This window comes from Pseudomonas sp. FSO-7 (assembly GCF_059579345.1).
Genome location: NZ_CM184193.1, coordinates 1,516,025 through 1,529,778, shown reverse-complemented (window position 1 = coordinate 1,529,778; position 13,754 = coordinate 1,516,025). Strand labels below are relative to the sequence as shown.

Below are 13,754 nucleotides of genomic sequence, written 5' to 3'. Positions count from 1 at the left end.
GCGAGCAAGCTCGCTCCCACAGGGGGGTGGTCGCTTGAAGGACTACCCCAACGCCTTGGCCAACCGCTTGGCCCGCGCCCCCGCTGCCATCTCCATCACCGCCTTATCCCGCGTCCACATCTCGCGCCACGCCGCAGGCCCGGCGGCCAGGGCAGCGTTGAGTTCACCGTCGAGCCCTTGGAACTGGGCGAACAACCCACCCAGCAGCAAATGCCCGGCAGCGCTGGAGGGGTTGTGGCGGCTCACCTCCGCGCAGCCGGCGAGCAACGCCAGCAGGCGCAGCTGCAACACCTGGGGCCAGGCACATTCCTGCCCGACGCCATACAACCAGGCCGTCATCGCGCTGAGTACATAAAGGTCTTCCAGGGTGCGGAACGGTTTGACGTAGGCGTCCCAACCGTCGCCCGCCAGCAACTCGCACAGCGCGCCGTCGAGCAGCACGCGACCATGGCTGATGTCCGGCATCAGGGCAATGGCGGGCAGTTTTTCCAGGGTCACGCCGGGCTCGCCCGCATAGGCCACCGCGAGGTTCAGCCGTGGCGCTTCACCGGGCGCTTCGCAGCGGGCGGCAATCAACAGCCACTCGGCGGCATCGCCGGCGGTGACGAAATCCTTGCGCCCGCGCAGGCGCAAGTCGTCAAGGCGGGTCTGCATGTCCGCCGGGCGCAGGCTGCGTTGTTCGGTGGCACACAAGGCGCCAAGACTCTGCGGCGCGCTCGGCCAAAGCACCCGCAGCGCCGCCTGGTACCCCACCAGGAACGCCAGCCCCGGCGTGGCCATCGACCGAGCCCCGACCACGGCCAGTTCGAACGGCGTCACCGGCCCCAGGCGTTGCAACAACGCGGCATAACCCTCGGCCAGGTCCGGATGGGCGGGCAAGCGCTCGCCGTGTTCGATCAGGGTGTGCCAGGGCATTGGGCGGACTCCTTGAGGGCTGTCATATAAGCATCACCAAAGCTTCATGGCGATGACACCGGGGCTACATAGCCTGACTTTGCACAACATGGCTGCATAAAGAAAGTCGACAGGCTGCAACTGAACAGCCCGCACGGAGATTCGCTATGACCCAGATCGCCCGCATCAGCGACACCGGCAATGAACGCCGCCTGCAAGCCGAACGCCTGATTGGCGCCCACGCCTTGCAAGAAGCCCAGGCCCTGCGCTTCAACGTCTTCAGCGGCGAATTCAACGCCAAGCTCAAAGGCGCGGAAAAAGGTCTGGACATGGATGACTATGATGTTCACTGCGCCCACATTGGCGTACGCGACCTGAACACCGGCCGCCTCGTGGCCACCACTCGCCTGCTCGATCACCAGGCCGCCAGCAGCCTGGGCCGGTTTTACAGCGAAGAAGAATTCAGCCTCCACGGCCTGGTCCATCTCAAGGGCCCGATCCTGGAAATCGGCCGTACCTGCGTCGACCCGGCCTACCGCAACGGCGGCACCATCGCCGTACTGTGGGGCGAGCTGGCTGAAGTCCTGAACGAAGGCGGCTACAGCTACCTGATGGGCTGCGCGAGCATTCCGATGCAGGATGGCGGCGTCCAGGCCCAGGCGATCATGCAGCGCCTGCGTGAACGCTACCTGTGCACCGAACACCTGCAAGCCGTGCCGAAAAAACCGCTGCCGACCCTGGACGTGCCGTCCAACGTCATCGCCGAAATGCCACCGCTGCTCAAGGCCTACATGCGCCTGGGCGCGAAGATCTGCGGCGAGCCGTGCTGGGACGAGGATTTCCAGGTGGCCGACGTGTTCATCCTGCTCAAGCGCGACGAACTCTGCCCGCGCTACGCCCGCCACTTCAAGGCAGCCGTGTAATGAGCCGGTTGCGGGTGTACGCGCGTATCGCGCGAGTCTTGCTGGTGGTGACCCTGGGCCTGAGCATGGCCAGCGTGTTCGGCCTGTTCGAACGCCTGGGGGTCGCCAACTCGATGGTCCGTCGCCAGCGCTGGTCGCGGTTCTTCATGGCGCGGCTGAGCCATGCCCTGCCCTTTTCCGTCACCGTCCACGGTCAACTGCCACAACGGCCGATGCTGTGGGTCAGTAATCATGTGTCCTGGACCGACATCCCGTTGCTGGGCATGCTCACGCCGATGTCATTCCTGTCCAAGGCTGAAGTGCGCACCTGGCCGGTCGCCGGATGGCTGGCCGCCAAGGCTGGTAGCCTGTTTATCCGACGCGGTTCGGGTGACAGCCAATTGATCCGCAAGCAAATGGGCCGCCATCTGGAGCAGGCCCATCCGCTGCTGATGTTCCCGGAAGGCACCACCACCGATGGCCGCTCCCTGCGCACTTTCCATGGGCGCTTATTGTCGGCGGCCATCGACGCCGACGTCGCGTTGCAACCGGTGGCGATCCGTTACCTGCGCAATGGTGAACCGGATTCGCTGGCGCCGTTCATTGGCGATGATGATCTGCTGTCGCACCTGATGCGCCTGTTCGCCAATGATCGGGGTGAGGTGCACATCCATCTGCTGGAACCGATTGCCTGCCACGGCCAGGAACGCGCGGCCCTGGCTTTCCAGGCGCAACAGGCGGTGCACAAGGCGTTGTTCGGGACGATTCCCGAGAAACAGCAAGCGCCGGTGCGGCCTACGGCGATTGCGGCCTGATCCGAGAACCTGTGGAAATCCCTTGTGGGAGCGGGCTTGCTCGCGAAGGCGGCTCAACATTCAGCAGAGATGTTGACTGAACCGCCGCTTTCGCGAGCAAGCCCGCTCCCACAATTAGTTTTGTGGTGCAATCTGGCTCAGCGCAAAATCCTGAAGCTGCGGATAGAACAACCGGAAATCCTCGCTCAACGGCTCATACAGCCTGACCAGTTCCGGCATCGCCCCGGCCAATTCCTCCGGCCGGGACAGGCGGCGGGAAATGCCACGCAGCACCTGCCCCAGCACTTCGAATTCCTGATAAGACCCCAGCCAATCATCCGCTGCCATATGCGGCGCGATGTGCGCCAGGCGTCCTGGCAGCTGCGGTTCGGTGCCGAGTACCTGGTACACCCGGGCCGTGAAATCCAGTAGCGGCCCTTCGCCGTACAACGGCCAGTCCCGGGCCAGGCAGTGGTCGAAAAACACGTCGAGCACGATCCCGGCATAACGCCTGCGCACCGTGGAAAAGCGCGACAGGGCGATGTCCACCAGGGGATGGCGGTCGGTGTACATGTCAATGCGCCGATGCAGGGCGATCGCCGCTTCGATCCGCGGGTCGTAGAGCCCTTGCAGCGGTCCCTTGACGAAGTCGCCGTAGAGGCTGCCGAGCAGTTGTTCCCGGCCGGAGCCGCCGAGGTGCAGGTGCGCGAGATAGTTCATGGCCCGCAGCTTAGCACCCCCGCGCCCATATCGTTATAACCCGATATAGCGATTTGTTCGGCATTCAGATCAAATTCATATTGGTGTATCGCGAAATAACGATTTAAGGTTCGTTCTATCGCGATATAGCGTTTTACTCACCCCGAGCCTGCCCCCCATGACCCTCGACCTCGACGAAATAATAAAAGCCCTGGCGCACCCAGTACGGCGAGACATCCTCAACTGGCTCAAAGACCCCAAGGTCCAGTTCCCGGAACAGTTGCACAACCACGAGTTCGGCATTTGTGCCGGGCAGATCGACCAGCGTTGCGGTCTGTCGCAATCCACGGTGTCTGCGCACTTGGCGGTGTTGCAACGGGCCGGGCTGATCACCAGCCAGAAGGTCGGTCAATGGCACTTCTTCAAACGCAACGAGGAAGTGATCCAGCAGTTCCTCAAGCAAATGAGCCAAGAGCTCTGACCTGACAAGGACCCATCATGCCCCTCTCACTCCTGATCCTGGCCCTGAGCGCCTTCGCCATCGGCACCACCGAGTTTGTCATCATGGGCCTGTTGCCCGACGTGGCGGCCGACTTGGGCGTGTCGATTCCCGGCGCCGGCTGGCTGGTGACCGGTTACGCCCTGGGCGTGGCCATCGGTGCGCCGTTCATGGCCCTGGCCACCGCCCGGCTGCCGCGCAAGGCCGCCCTGGTGGCGTTGATGGGGATTTTCATCGTCGGCAACCTGCTCTGCGCCATCGCCAGCGACTACAACGTGCTGATGTTCGCCCGGGTGGTCACGGCGCTGTGCCACGGTGCGTTCTTCGGTATCGGTTCGGTGGTGGCCGCTGGCCTGGTGGCGCCCAACAAGCGCGCCTCGGCCGTGGCCCTGATGTTCACCGGCCTGACCCTGGCCAACGTGCTCGGTGTGCCGCTGGGCACCGCACTGGGCCAGGAAGCCGGCTGGCGCTCGACCTTCTGGGCCGTGACCGTCATTGGCGTGGTGGCACTGATCGGCCTGATCCGCTTCCTGCCGGCCAAGCGCGATGAAGAAAAACTCGACATGCGCTCGGAACTGGTAGCGCTCAAAGGCGCCGGCCTATGGCTATCCCTGAGCATGACCGCGCTGTTCTCCGCCTCAGTGTTCACCCTGTTCACCTACGTCGCCCCGCTGTTGGGTGAAGTCACCGGCGTATCGCCCCGTGGCGTGACCTGGACCCTGGTGCTGATCGGCCTGGGCCTGACCCTGGGCAACATCATCGGCGGCAAGCTGGCGGACAAGAGCCTGGCGAACACCCTGATGGGCGTGTTCCTCACCATGGCCGTGGTCTCCACCGTATTGAGCTGGACCAGCGTGGCGCTGATCCCCAGTGAAATCACCCTGTTCCTCTGGGCCACCGCCTGCTTCGCCGCCGTACCGGCCCTGCAAGTCAACGTGGTGACCTTCGGTAAAGACGCGCCCAACCTGGTGTCCACCCTGAACATCGGCGCCTTCAACATCGGCAACGCCCTGGGTGCCTGGGTCGGCGGCAACGTCATCGACCATGGCCTGGGCCTGACCTCCGTGCCCCTGGCCGCCGGCGCGCTGGCTGTGCTGGCGCTGCTGGTCACCCTCATCACTTTCCGTCAGGGCGGCAACGCCGACCTGGCCCCAGCCACTCATTGACTGTTAACCCTTCCACTTTCGAGGTTGTATTTTCATGGCGACTATTTTCGACCCCATCAAACTCGGCGACATCGAGCTGAAGAACCGCATCATCATGGCCCCGCTCACCCGCTGCCGCGCCGACGCAGGCCGCGTGCCCAACGCGTTGATGGCCGAGTACTACGTGCAACGCGCGTCCGCCGGCCTGATCCTCAGCGAAGCGACCTCCGTCACGCCGATGGGCGTGGGCTATCCGGACACGCCGGGCATCTGGTCCAACGACCAGGTTCGCGGCTGGGCCAACATCACCAAGGCGATCCACGGCGCTGGCGGCAAGATCTTCCTGCAACTGTGGCATGTGGGCCGGATCTCCCATCCGTCGTACCTGAACGGCGAAACTCCCGTGGCGCCCAGCGCGATCCAGCCAAAGGGCCACGTGAGCCTGGTCCGTCCCCTGGCCGACTACCCGACACCACGCGCACTGGAAACCGCTGAAATCGCCGACATCGTCGACGCTTACCGAGTCGGCGCCGAGAACGCCAAGGCCGCCGGTTTCGACGGCGTGGAAATCCACGGCGCCAACGGCTATCTCCTTGACCAGTTCCTGCAAAGCAGCACCAACCAGCGCACCGACAACTACGGCGGCTCCCTGGAAAACCGTGCCCGCCTGCTGCTGGAAGTAACCGACGCAGCCATCGAAGTCTGGGGCGCCGGCCGGGTTGGCGTGCACCTGGCGCCACGGGCCGACTCCCATGACATGGGTGACGAGAACCGCCTGGAAACCTTCAGCTACGTGGCACGCGAGCTGGGCAAGCGTGGCATCGCCTTCATCTGCTCCCGTGAGAAGGAAGGCGAAGACAGCATCGGCCCGCAACTCAAGCAGGCGTTCGGCGGCCCGTACATCGCCAATGAACGCTTCACCAAGGACAGCGCCAATGCCTGGCTGGCCGAGGGCAAGGCCGATGCCGTGGCTTTCGGCGTGCCGTTCATTGCCAACCCAGACCTGCCGGCCCGCTTGCAAGCCGATGCACCGCTGAACGAAGCGCATCCGGAAACTTTCTATGGCAAGGGACCGATGGGTTATATCGATTATCCAGTGATGTAAGTTGGAGAAAACAACAGCCCTGCCTCGAAAGAGACAGGGCTTTTTTTATGTGCGTTAAATATCCAGTCAAACATCCAAACTTCTAAAACCCCTCTAACTTTCCATATGATCGCCAACAACAAGACATAACGTCTTGCCCGCTTGCAATCACTCTCTTTGAAAAGGATTTCAAATGAACGCCACCCCTGAAAACAACCAACAGACCAACAATGGTATTTATGAACTCATCGCCTCTCAATTCAGTTGGGCACCGTTGGCCGTGTTGTACCAATTCCTCAAATCACTCGATACGCAAGAATACAGGCCGATGATCACGGCACTCATCGAGAAGGCGAACCTGAATGACAAGGTCAACAAGCAGGTTAAAGCCTGGGAACAGGAGCGCATCAACCCAAGCCGCACCCGTGTCATCGTAAAGTTGATCAACCATACCGACTTGGATTTTGAAATCGGTGAACACACGCTGCAGTTGAATGCGGACGAACAACACCCCACACAGATTCTTCCCTGGGATATCCAAGCCTGGAAGTTCGACCTCGCTTATACCCGGCGCCTGGGCAGTCGCAGTAAGGACATGTTCAAACACTTCATTGTGTTCGGCGATGAAGAGTTCGGCGTTCGCTTTGACTTCGGCTTGCGCGTCAATACGTCCTTCGGTGTTATTTCACCGACGCTGACACCCGTCCGGACTCACACACTGACCTCTATTGGAACGAGCCCGATCCAATGCACGACACGAATCACTCGCACAGCCAGTGAAGAACCCTATGGTTTTACCGTGGAACTCACGCTGAGCTGAACAATTCGGCCTCGCCAGAACAGTCTGGTGGGGCATCGGCCGATCCGTTCGGATGACCCTGCCGAGCGGATTCTTCCCGCACATTCACTAGCACGAAACAAATTTCCTACAAAATTCGCCGCCGGTTGCCTATCAACCGCGCCAGTGTCGGTTTATAAAAGCACCCTTACGCGCTCGTATTGACACAAACCGACGCAATTACGCATTTTGTTTCATTTGCGCAGGCTGGGGCTCAGATGCAGCATGTCCAGCCCGATCTCCACCCAACGCTCGGCCTCACCCGCCAGGGCGAAGCTGTCGGGGGCCAGCAGCCACTGGTACAGAATGCCATCGATGTAGGCATGAATGGCGACTGCCGCCCTTTCAGGGTCCAGATCATCCGGCAACTGGCCGCGTTTCATCGCATTACGCAACGACAGGGCGATGCGTACATTGCAGTCGAGGCTGACCTCGCGTCGCTGCTGGCGCAAATCGCACATTTCATCGGTGAATTCACACTTATGGAACAGGATCTCATTAATGCGTCGGGTTTTCGGGTCAAGGGCCACTTGCTGGAACAATCGGACCAACAGCTTGCGAATACAGCCCAGCGGATCAAGCTCCTCTTCATTCTCACTGGCACGGGCCAACTCATCGAGCGGCTCGTGCAGGGTATCGAGCATGGCCTGGAGCAGGTCCGCCTTGTTGCTGAAATGCCAATAGATGGCACCACGCGTCACACCGGCCAGTGTCGCGATGTCGGCCAGGGTCGTACGCGCCACGCCACGCTCGAAAAAGGCCTTTTCGGCCGCTTCGAGGATCTGGCTGCGAGTCTCCTGGGCTTCCTCTTTGGTACGACGGACCATGGCAGTAAACACCTCAATCAGGATGCGTCAGCAACGCGTAAGAATCAGCGGAACAGAATATGAGGCGACGTCTCTTGGAACGCGTCCCCGATCTACGCTCGCCTTTGTCAGGCTTGTGTAAATCCGGATATTACGCAATTTGGCTGTTTACAAACAACCATGTACGTAAGTATATTTCTTAGCATCCTACTAATTGAATTAATGCTGCTTTTTTACCCTTCCACTTTCGAGTGCGCCCGTTGCGCGCCTGGACCCGAGGATTTCCATGCAATTCAAGCCAGCTGTTACTGCTCTGGTTACCGCCATCGCCCTGGCATCGCTGCTCAGCGGATGCAAAAAGGAAGAGGCTGCACCTGCTGCTCCCCCTCCTCAGGTCGGCGTCGTAACCCTCAAGACCCAGCCCTTCACCTTGACCTCGGAACTGCCGGGCCGCACCAGCGCGTTCCGAGTCGCGGAAGTCCGGCCACAGGTCAACGGGATCATTCTCAAGCGCCTGTTCAAGGAAGGCGCCGACGTCAAGGCCGGCCAGCAGCTTTACCAGATCGACCCGGCCGTCTATGAAGCGACCCTCAAGAGCGCCGAGGCCAACTTGCGTTCCACCAAGTCGATTGCCGACCGCTACAAGCAATTGGTGGACGAGCAAGCCGTCAGTCGCCAGGAATACGACACCGCCGTGGCCAATCGCCTGGAGTCGGAAGCCAACCTGCAGACCGCCCAGATCAACGTACGCTACACCAAGGTCTATGCACCGATTTCCGGTCGCATCGGCCGCTCCTCGGTGACCGAGGGTGCGCTGGTGAGCAACGGCCAGACCGATGCCCTGGCGACCATCCAGCAACTGGACCCTATCTATGTCGACGTGACGCAGAGCTCGGTCGAGCTGCTGCAATTGCGCCGCGAGCTGGAAAGCGGCCGTCTGCAAAAGGCCGGTGAAAACGCTGCCATGGTCAAGCTGACCCTGGAAGACGGTAGTCAGTATCCGCACGAAGGCAAGCTGGAATTCTCCGAAGTATCGGTCGACCAGACCACTGGGTCGGTGACCCTGCGCGCCGTGTTCCCCAACCCTGACCACACCCTGTTGCCAGGCATGTTCGTCCACGCGCAATTGCAGGCCGGTGTGAACAGCGCGGCGATCCTGGCGCCGCAACAAGGCGTGACCCGCGACCTCAAGGGCGCACCGACCGCACTGGTGGTTGGCCCGGACAACAAGGTCGAACTGCGTCAGCTCAAGGCCAGCCGCACGGTCGGCAGCCAGTGGTTGATCGAAGACGGGCTCAAGGCCGGCGATCGCCTGATCACCGAAGGTTTGCAGTACGTACGGCCGGGGGTTGAAGTCAAAGCCACCGAAGCCACCAACGTCGATACCAAAAACCCGGCCCCCGCTCAGGCAGCTGATAAAGCCGCTGGCGGCAAAGGGGAGTAAACCATGTCGAAATTTTTTATCGACCGTCCGATCTTCGCTTGGGTGATCGCCCTGGTGATCATGCTGGTCGGGGCTCTATCGATCCTCAAGTTGCCGATCAACCAATACCCGAGCATTGCGCCGCCGGCCATTGCGATCCAAGTGACCTACCCGGGCGCGTCCGCGCAAACCGTGCAGGACACTGTGGTGCAGGTCATCGAGCAACAACTCAACGGTATCGACAACTTGCGTTATGTCTCCTCGGAAAGTAACTCCGACGGCAGCATGACCATCACCGCGACCTTCGAGCAAGGCACCAACTCCGACACCGCGCAGGTCCAGGTGCAGAACAAGCTGAACCTGGCCACCCCGCTGTTGCCGCAGGAAGTGCAGCAACAGGGCATCCGCGTGACCAAATCAGTGAGAAACTTCCTGATGGTGATCGGCGTGGTGTCGCGCGACGGCAGCATGACCCGGGAAGACCTGTCCAACTACATCGTGTCCAACATGCAGGACCCGATCTCGCGCACCGCCGGTGTCGGTGACTTCCAGGTCTTCGGCGCCCAGTACGCGATGCGGATCTGGCTCGACCCGGCCAAGCTGAACAATTTCAACCTGACCCCGGTGGATGTCAGCACGGCCATTTCCGCGCAGAACGTCCAGATCGCCTCCGGCCAGCTCGGCGGCCTGCCGGCCATGCCCGGCCAGCAACTGAACGCTACCATCATCGGCAAGACCCGCCTGCAGACCGCTGAGCAGTTCAAGGCGATCCTGCTCAAGGTCAACCCGGACGGCTCGCAAGTGCGCGTTGGCGACGTGGCCGATGTCGCCCTGGGCGGTGAGAACTACAGCATCAACGCTCAGTTCAACGGCGCCCCGGCCTCCGGCCTGGCAGTGCGCCTGGCGACTGGCGCGAACGCCCTCGACACGGCCAAGGCCCTGCGCCAGACCGTGGAAAATCTCAAGCCGTTCTTCCCGCAAGGCCTGGAAGTGGTGTTCCCCTACGACACCACGCCGGTGGTGAGCGAATCGATCAAGGGTGTGGTTGAAACCCTGATCGAGGCGGTCGCCTTGGTGTTCCTGGTGATGTTCCTGTTCCTGCAGAACTTCCGCGCCACCATCATCACCACGATGACCGTACCGGTGGTACTGCTCGGGACCTTCGGGATCCTCGCGGCGTTCGGCTTCAGCATCAACACCCTGACCATGTTCGGCATGGTGCTGGCCATCGGCTTGCTGGTGGACGACGCCATCGTCGTGGTGGAAAACGTCGAACGGGTGATGAGCGAAGAAGGCCTGTCGCCCAAGGAAGCCACCAAGAAATCCATGGGCCAGATCCAGGGCGCCCTGGTGGGTATCGCCCTGGTGCTCTCGGCGGTGCTGCTGCCGATGGCGTTCTTCGGCGGCTCCACCGGTGTGATCTACAAGCAGTTCTCCATCACCATCGTCTCGGCCATGGCCCTGTCGGTACTGGTGGCATTGATCTTCACCCCGGCCCTGTGCGCCACCATGCTCAAGCCGATTCCCAAAGGTGAGCACGGCACACCGAAACGCGGCTTCTTCGGCTGGTTCAACCGCACCTTCGACCGTGGCGTCAGGAGCTACGAACGGGGCGTGGGCAACATGCTCAAGCACAAGGCCCCGTACCTGCTGGCCTACATCATCATCGTGGTTGGCATGGTCTGGCTGTTCACCCGTATCCCGACGGCGTTCCTGCCGGAAGAAGACCAGGGCGTGCTGTTTGCCCAGGTGCAGACACCGGCCGGTTCCAGCGCCGAGCGTACCCAGGTGGTGGTGGACAAGATGCGTGAGTTCCTGCTGCGTCCGAGCAAGGACGGCGGCGAAGGCGATGGCGTGGCCTCGGTGTTCACCGTGACCGGCTTCAACTTTGCCGGTCGTGGCCAGAGCTCCGGCCTGGCGTTCATCATGCTCAAGCCGTGGGAAGAGCGTAACGCCGACAACACCGTGTTCAAAATCGCTGGCCGTGCCCAGCAACACTTCTTCAGCTTCCGCGACGCGATGGTGTTCGCCTTCGCACCGCCAGCGGTGATGGAGCTGGGTAACGCTACCGGTTTCGACGTGTTCCTGCAGGACCGCGCCGGCATCGGCCACGACAAGTTGATGGAAGCCCGTAACCAGTTCCTGGGCATGGCGGCCCAAAGCAAGATACTGGCCCAGGTGCGTCCGAACGGCCTGAACGATGAACCGCAATACCAGTTGGAAATCGATGACGAGAAGGCCAGTGCCCTGGGTATTACCCTCTCGGACATCAACAACACCCTGTCGATTGCTCTGGGCAGTAACTATGTGAACGACTTCATCGACCGTGGTCGGGTGAAGCGGGTGTACGTCCAGGGCCAGCCGAACGCACGCATGAGCCCCGAAGACCTGCAGAAGTGGTACGTGCGCAACAGCGCCGGAACCATGGTGCCGTTCTCGGCGTTCGCCAAGGGTGAGTGGGTCTACGGATCGCCGAAACTGGCCCGTTACAATGGCGTGGAAGCGATGGAAATCCTTGGCACCCCGGCGCCAGGCTATTCCACCGGTGAAGCCATGGCCGAAGTCGAAGCCATCGCCAAGAAACTACCGGCCGGTGTTGGCATTTCCTGGACGGGCCTGTCCTATGAGGAACGTCTGTCGGGCTCCCAGGCCCCAGCCTTGTACGCCTTGTCGCTGCTGATGGTGTTCCTGTGCCTGGCGGCGCTGTACGAAAGCTGGTCGATTCCAATCGCGGTCATGCTCGTGGTGCCGTTGGGGATCATCGGGGCCCTGCTGGCGACCAGCCTGCGCGGCCTGTCCAACGACGTGTACTTCCAGGTGGGCTTGCTGACCACCATCGGCCTGGCGGCGAAAAACGCCATTCTGATCGTGGAGTTCGCCAAGGAACTCCATGAACAGGGCCGTACCCTGGTAGAAGCCGCTGTTGAAGCCTGTAGGATGCGTCTGCGGCCGATCATCATGACGTCCCTGGCGTTCGTCCTCGGCGTGGTTCCGCTGGCGATATCCACGGGCGCCGGTTCAGGCAGCCAGCACGCCATCGGTACCGGTGTGATTGGCGGTATGCTCACCGCCACCATCCTGGCAATCTTCTGGGTGCCATTGTTCTTCGTGACCGTGTCGTCGATAGGCCGTCGCAAAAATACCGACGGGCACGACACTCCTGAAACTTCCAAAGAGGCTGGCCAATGAGCAAGTCGCTACTCTCCCTGACCATCGCCGCCGTCGTGCTCAGCGGTTGCTCGCTGATCCCCGACTATCAGCGGCCCGACGCACCGGTCGCGGCGCAATATCCGCAAGGGCCGGCCTACGAGGCGGCCAATGCGCCTGGCCAGGCCGCCGCGGAGCAAGGCTGGAAGCAGTTTTTTCATGACCCGGCATTGCAACAGCTGATCCAGGTCGCCCTGGAAAACAACCGCGACCTGCGCGTCGCGGCACTGAACATCGATGCCTACGCCGCGCAATACCGCATCCAGCGCGCGGACCTGTTCCCGGCGGTCTCGGCCACCGGCTCCGGCAGCCGCCAGCGGGTACCGGCACGTGCTTCGCAAACCGGTGAAGCGGCGATCAGCAGTTCCTACTCGGCGACCTTGGGCATCAGCGCCTATGAACTGGACCTGTTCGGTCGGGTTCGTAGCCTGAGCGAGCAAGCGTTGCAGAGCTACTTCGCCACTGAAGAAGCCCGCCGTAGCACCCAGATCAGCTTGGTGGCCAACGTCGCCAATGCCTACCTGACCTGGCAGGCTGACAAGGAACTGCTCAAGCTGACCCAGGAAACCCTCGGGGCCTACGAGCAAAGCTTCAAGCTGACCTCGCGCAGCGCCGAAGTCGGCGTGGCCTCGGCCCTGGACCTGAGCCAGGCGCGCACCGCTGTGGAAAACGCCCGTGTGCAACTGGCCCGCTACACCCGCCAGGTCGCCCAGGACGAAAACAGCCTGACCCTGCTGCTGGGCACTGGCCTGCCGGCCAACCTGAGCTCGCAACCGTTGAGTGATGACTTGCTCAGCAAAGTGCCGGCCGGGCTGCCGTCGGATCTGCTGCAACGTCGTCCGGACATCCTCCAGGCCGAACGCAACCTGCTGGCCGCCAACGCCAACATCGGCGCCGCGCGGGCCGCGTTCTTCCCGAGCATCAGCCTGACAGCCAACGCCGGCACCTTGAGCCCGGACCTGTCCGGCCTGTTCAAGGGCGGTTCGGGCACCTGGACCTTCGCGCCGCAGATCAACCTGCCGATCTTCAACGCCGGCAGCCTGCGAGCGAGTCTGGACTACGCCAAGATCCAGAAAGACATCAACGTCGCGCAGTACGAAAAGTCGATTCAAACGGCGTTCCAGGAAGTCTCCGACGGCCTGGCCGCGCGCCAGACCTACAACGAACAGTTGCAGGCCCAGACCGACTTCGTCGCCGCCAACCAGGACTACTACCGCCTGGCCGAGCGTCGCTACCGTATCGGCGTCGACAGCAACCTGACCTTCCTCGACGCCCAGCGCCAGCTGTTCAGCGCGCAACAGTCGCTGATCACTGACCGCCTTGCGCAACTGACCAGCGAGGTCAATTTGTACAAGGCACTGGGCGGCGGTTGGAATGCCGAAACGGGTAAGAACGAACCGGTGAAAGAAGAAGCGCCGAAGATGAAGCTGTTCTGATTGATGTTTGGACGCTGAAACACGAAG

The 13,754-nt window shown here is 61.8% G+C and carries 12 protein-coding genes; 9 read left to right on the top strand and 3 right to left on the bottom strand.

Going from position 1 to position 13,754, the window contains the following annotated elements; all coding sequences use genetic code 11:
* Positions 1-42: 42 nt before the first annotated feature.
* The gene (locus tag AC515T_RS06645; RefSeq protein WP_496531873.1) at positions 43-915 is read right to left on the bottom strand and encodes an acyl-CoA dehydrogenase middle domain-containing protein; all 873 of its coding nucleotides are present in this window, start codon (positions 913-915) and stop codon (positions 43-45) included.
* Between the two features lie 146 nt (positions 916-1,061).
* Between AC515T_RS06645 and olsB the strand changes: the two genes are divergently transcribed.
* Both olsB and AC515T_RS06635 read left to right on the top strand, forming a co-directional pair.
* Entirely contained in the window at positions 1,062-1,817 is a 756-nt protein-coding gene (olsB, locus tag AC515T_RS06640) for an L-ornithine N(alpha)-acyltransferase (RefSeq protein ID WP_496531872.1), read from the top strand.
* Entirely contained in the window at positions 1,817-2,611 is a 795-nt protein-coding gene (locus AC515T_RS06635; RefSeq protein WP_496531871.1) for a lysophospholipid acyltransferase family protein, read from the top strand. The genes olsB and AC515T_RS06635 overlap by 1 nt, the downstream gene beginning before the upstream one ends.
* A 114-nt stretch (positions 2,612-2,725) precedes the next feature.
* Here AC515T_RS06635 and AC515T_RS06630 read toward each other — a convergent pair whose 3' ends face one another.
* Positions 2,726-3,310, bottom strand: coding sequence for an acyl carrier protein phosphodiesterase (locus AC515T_RS06630; RefSeq protein ID WP_496531870.1), 585 nt, complete (start codon positions 3,308-3,310; stop codon positions 2,726-2,728).
* Between the two features lie 157 nt (positions 3,311-3,467).
* Between AC515T_RS06630 and AC515T_RS06625 the strand changes: the two genes are divergently transcribed.
* The 4 genes from AC515T_RS06625 (at position 3,468) to AC515T_RS06610 (ending at position 6,837) form a co-directional block, all read left to right on the top strand.
* Positions 3,468-3,770 (top strand): ArsR/SmtB family transcription factor, encoded by a 303-nt coding sequence (locus AC515T_RS06625; RefSeq protein ID WP_003198672.1) that lies wholly within the window; start codon positions 3,468-3,470, stop codon positions 3,768-3,770.
* Positions 3,771-3,787: 17 nt separating this feature from the next.
* Positions 3,788-4,954, top strand: coding sequence for an MFS transporter (locus tag AC515T_RS06620; RefSeq protein WP_496531869.1), 1,167 nt, complete (start codon positions 3,788-3,790; stop codon positions 4,952-4,954).
* 34 nt (positions 4,955-4,988) lie between these two features.
* Positions 4,989-6,038: an alkene reductase gene (locus AC515T_RS06615; protein WP_496531868.1), complete on the top strand. Its 1,050-nt coding sequence runs from the start codon at positions 4,989-4,991 to the stop codon at positions 6,036-6,038.
* A 172-nt stretch (positions 6,039-6,210) separates the two neighbouring features.
* Complete coding sequence (locus tag AC515T_RS06610; protein ID WP_496531867.1) at positions 6,211-6,837, top strand: hypothetical protein; 627 nt, start codon at positions 6,211-6,213, stop codon at positions 6,835-6,837.
* A 212-nt stretch (positions 6,838-7,049) separates the two neighbouring features.
* Here the strand turns inward: AC515T_RS06610 and AC515T_RS06605 are convergent, their stop codons facing one another.
* Positions 7,050-7,682 carry a TetR family transcriptional regulator gene (locus AC515T_RS06605; protein ID WP_018607032.1) on the bottom strand — a complete coding sequence of 211 codons (633 nt, stop codon included), beginning with the start codon at positions 7,680-7,682 and terminating at the stop codon, positions 7,050-7,052.
* 265 nt (positions 7,683-7,947) lie between these two features.
* Between AC515T_RS06605 and AC515T_RS06600 the strand changes: the two genes are divergently transcribed.
* Genes AC515T_RS06600 through adeC form a run of 3 tightly spaced genes read left to right on the top strand, consistent with a single transcriptional unit; the run spans position 7,948 to position 13,727 of the window.
* Positions 7,948-9,105, top strand: coding sequence for an efflux RND transporter periplasmic adaptor subunit (locus tag AC515T_RS06600; protein WP_496531866.1), 1,158 nt, complete (start codon positions 7,948-7,950; stop codon positions 9,103-9,105).
* Positions 9,106-9,108: 3 nt separating this feature from the next.
* On the top strand, positions 9,109-12,273 hold the full coding sequence (emhB, locus tag AC515T_RS06595; protein WP_496531865.1) for an efflux RND transporter permease subunit EmhB: 3,165 nt from the start codon (positions 9,109-9,111) through the stop codon (positions 12,271-12,273).
* The gene (gene adeC / locus AC515T_RS06590) at positions 12,270-13,727 is read left to right on the top strand and encodes an AdeC/AdeK/OprM family multidrug efflux complex outer membrane factor (RefSeq protein ID WP_496531864.1); all 1,458 of its coding nucleotides are present in this window, start codon (positions 12,270-12,272) and stop codon (positions 13,725-13,727) included. Before emhB ends, adeC begins: the two co-directional genes overlap by 4 nt.
* The last annotated feature ends 27 nt before the right edge of the window (positions 13,728-13,754 follow it).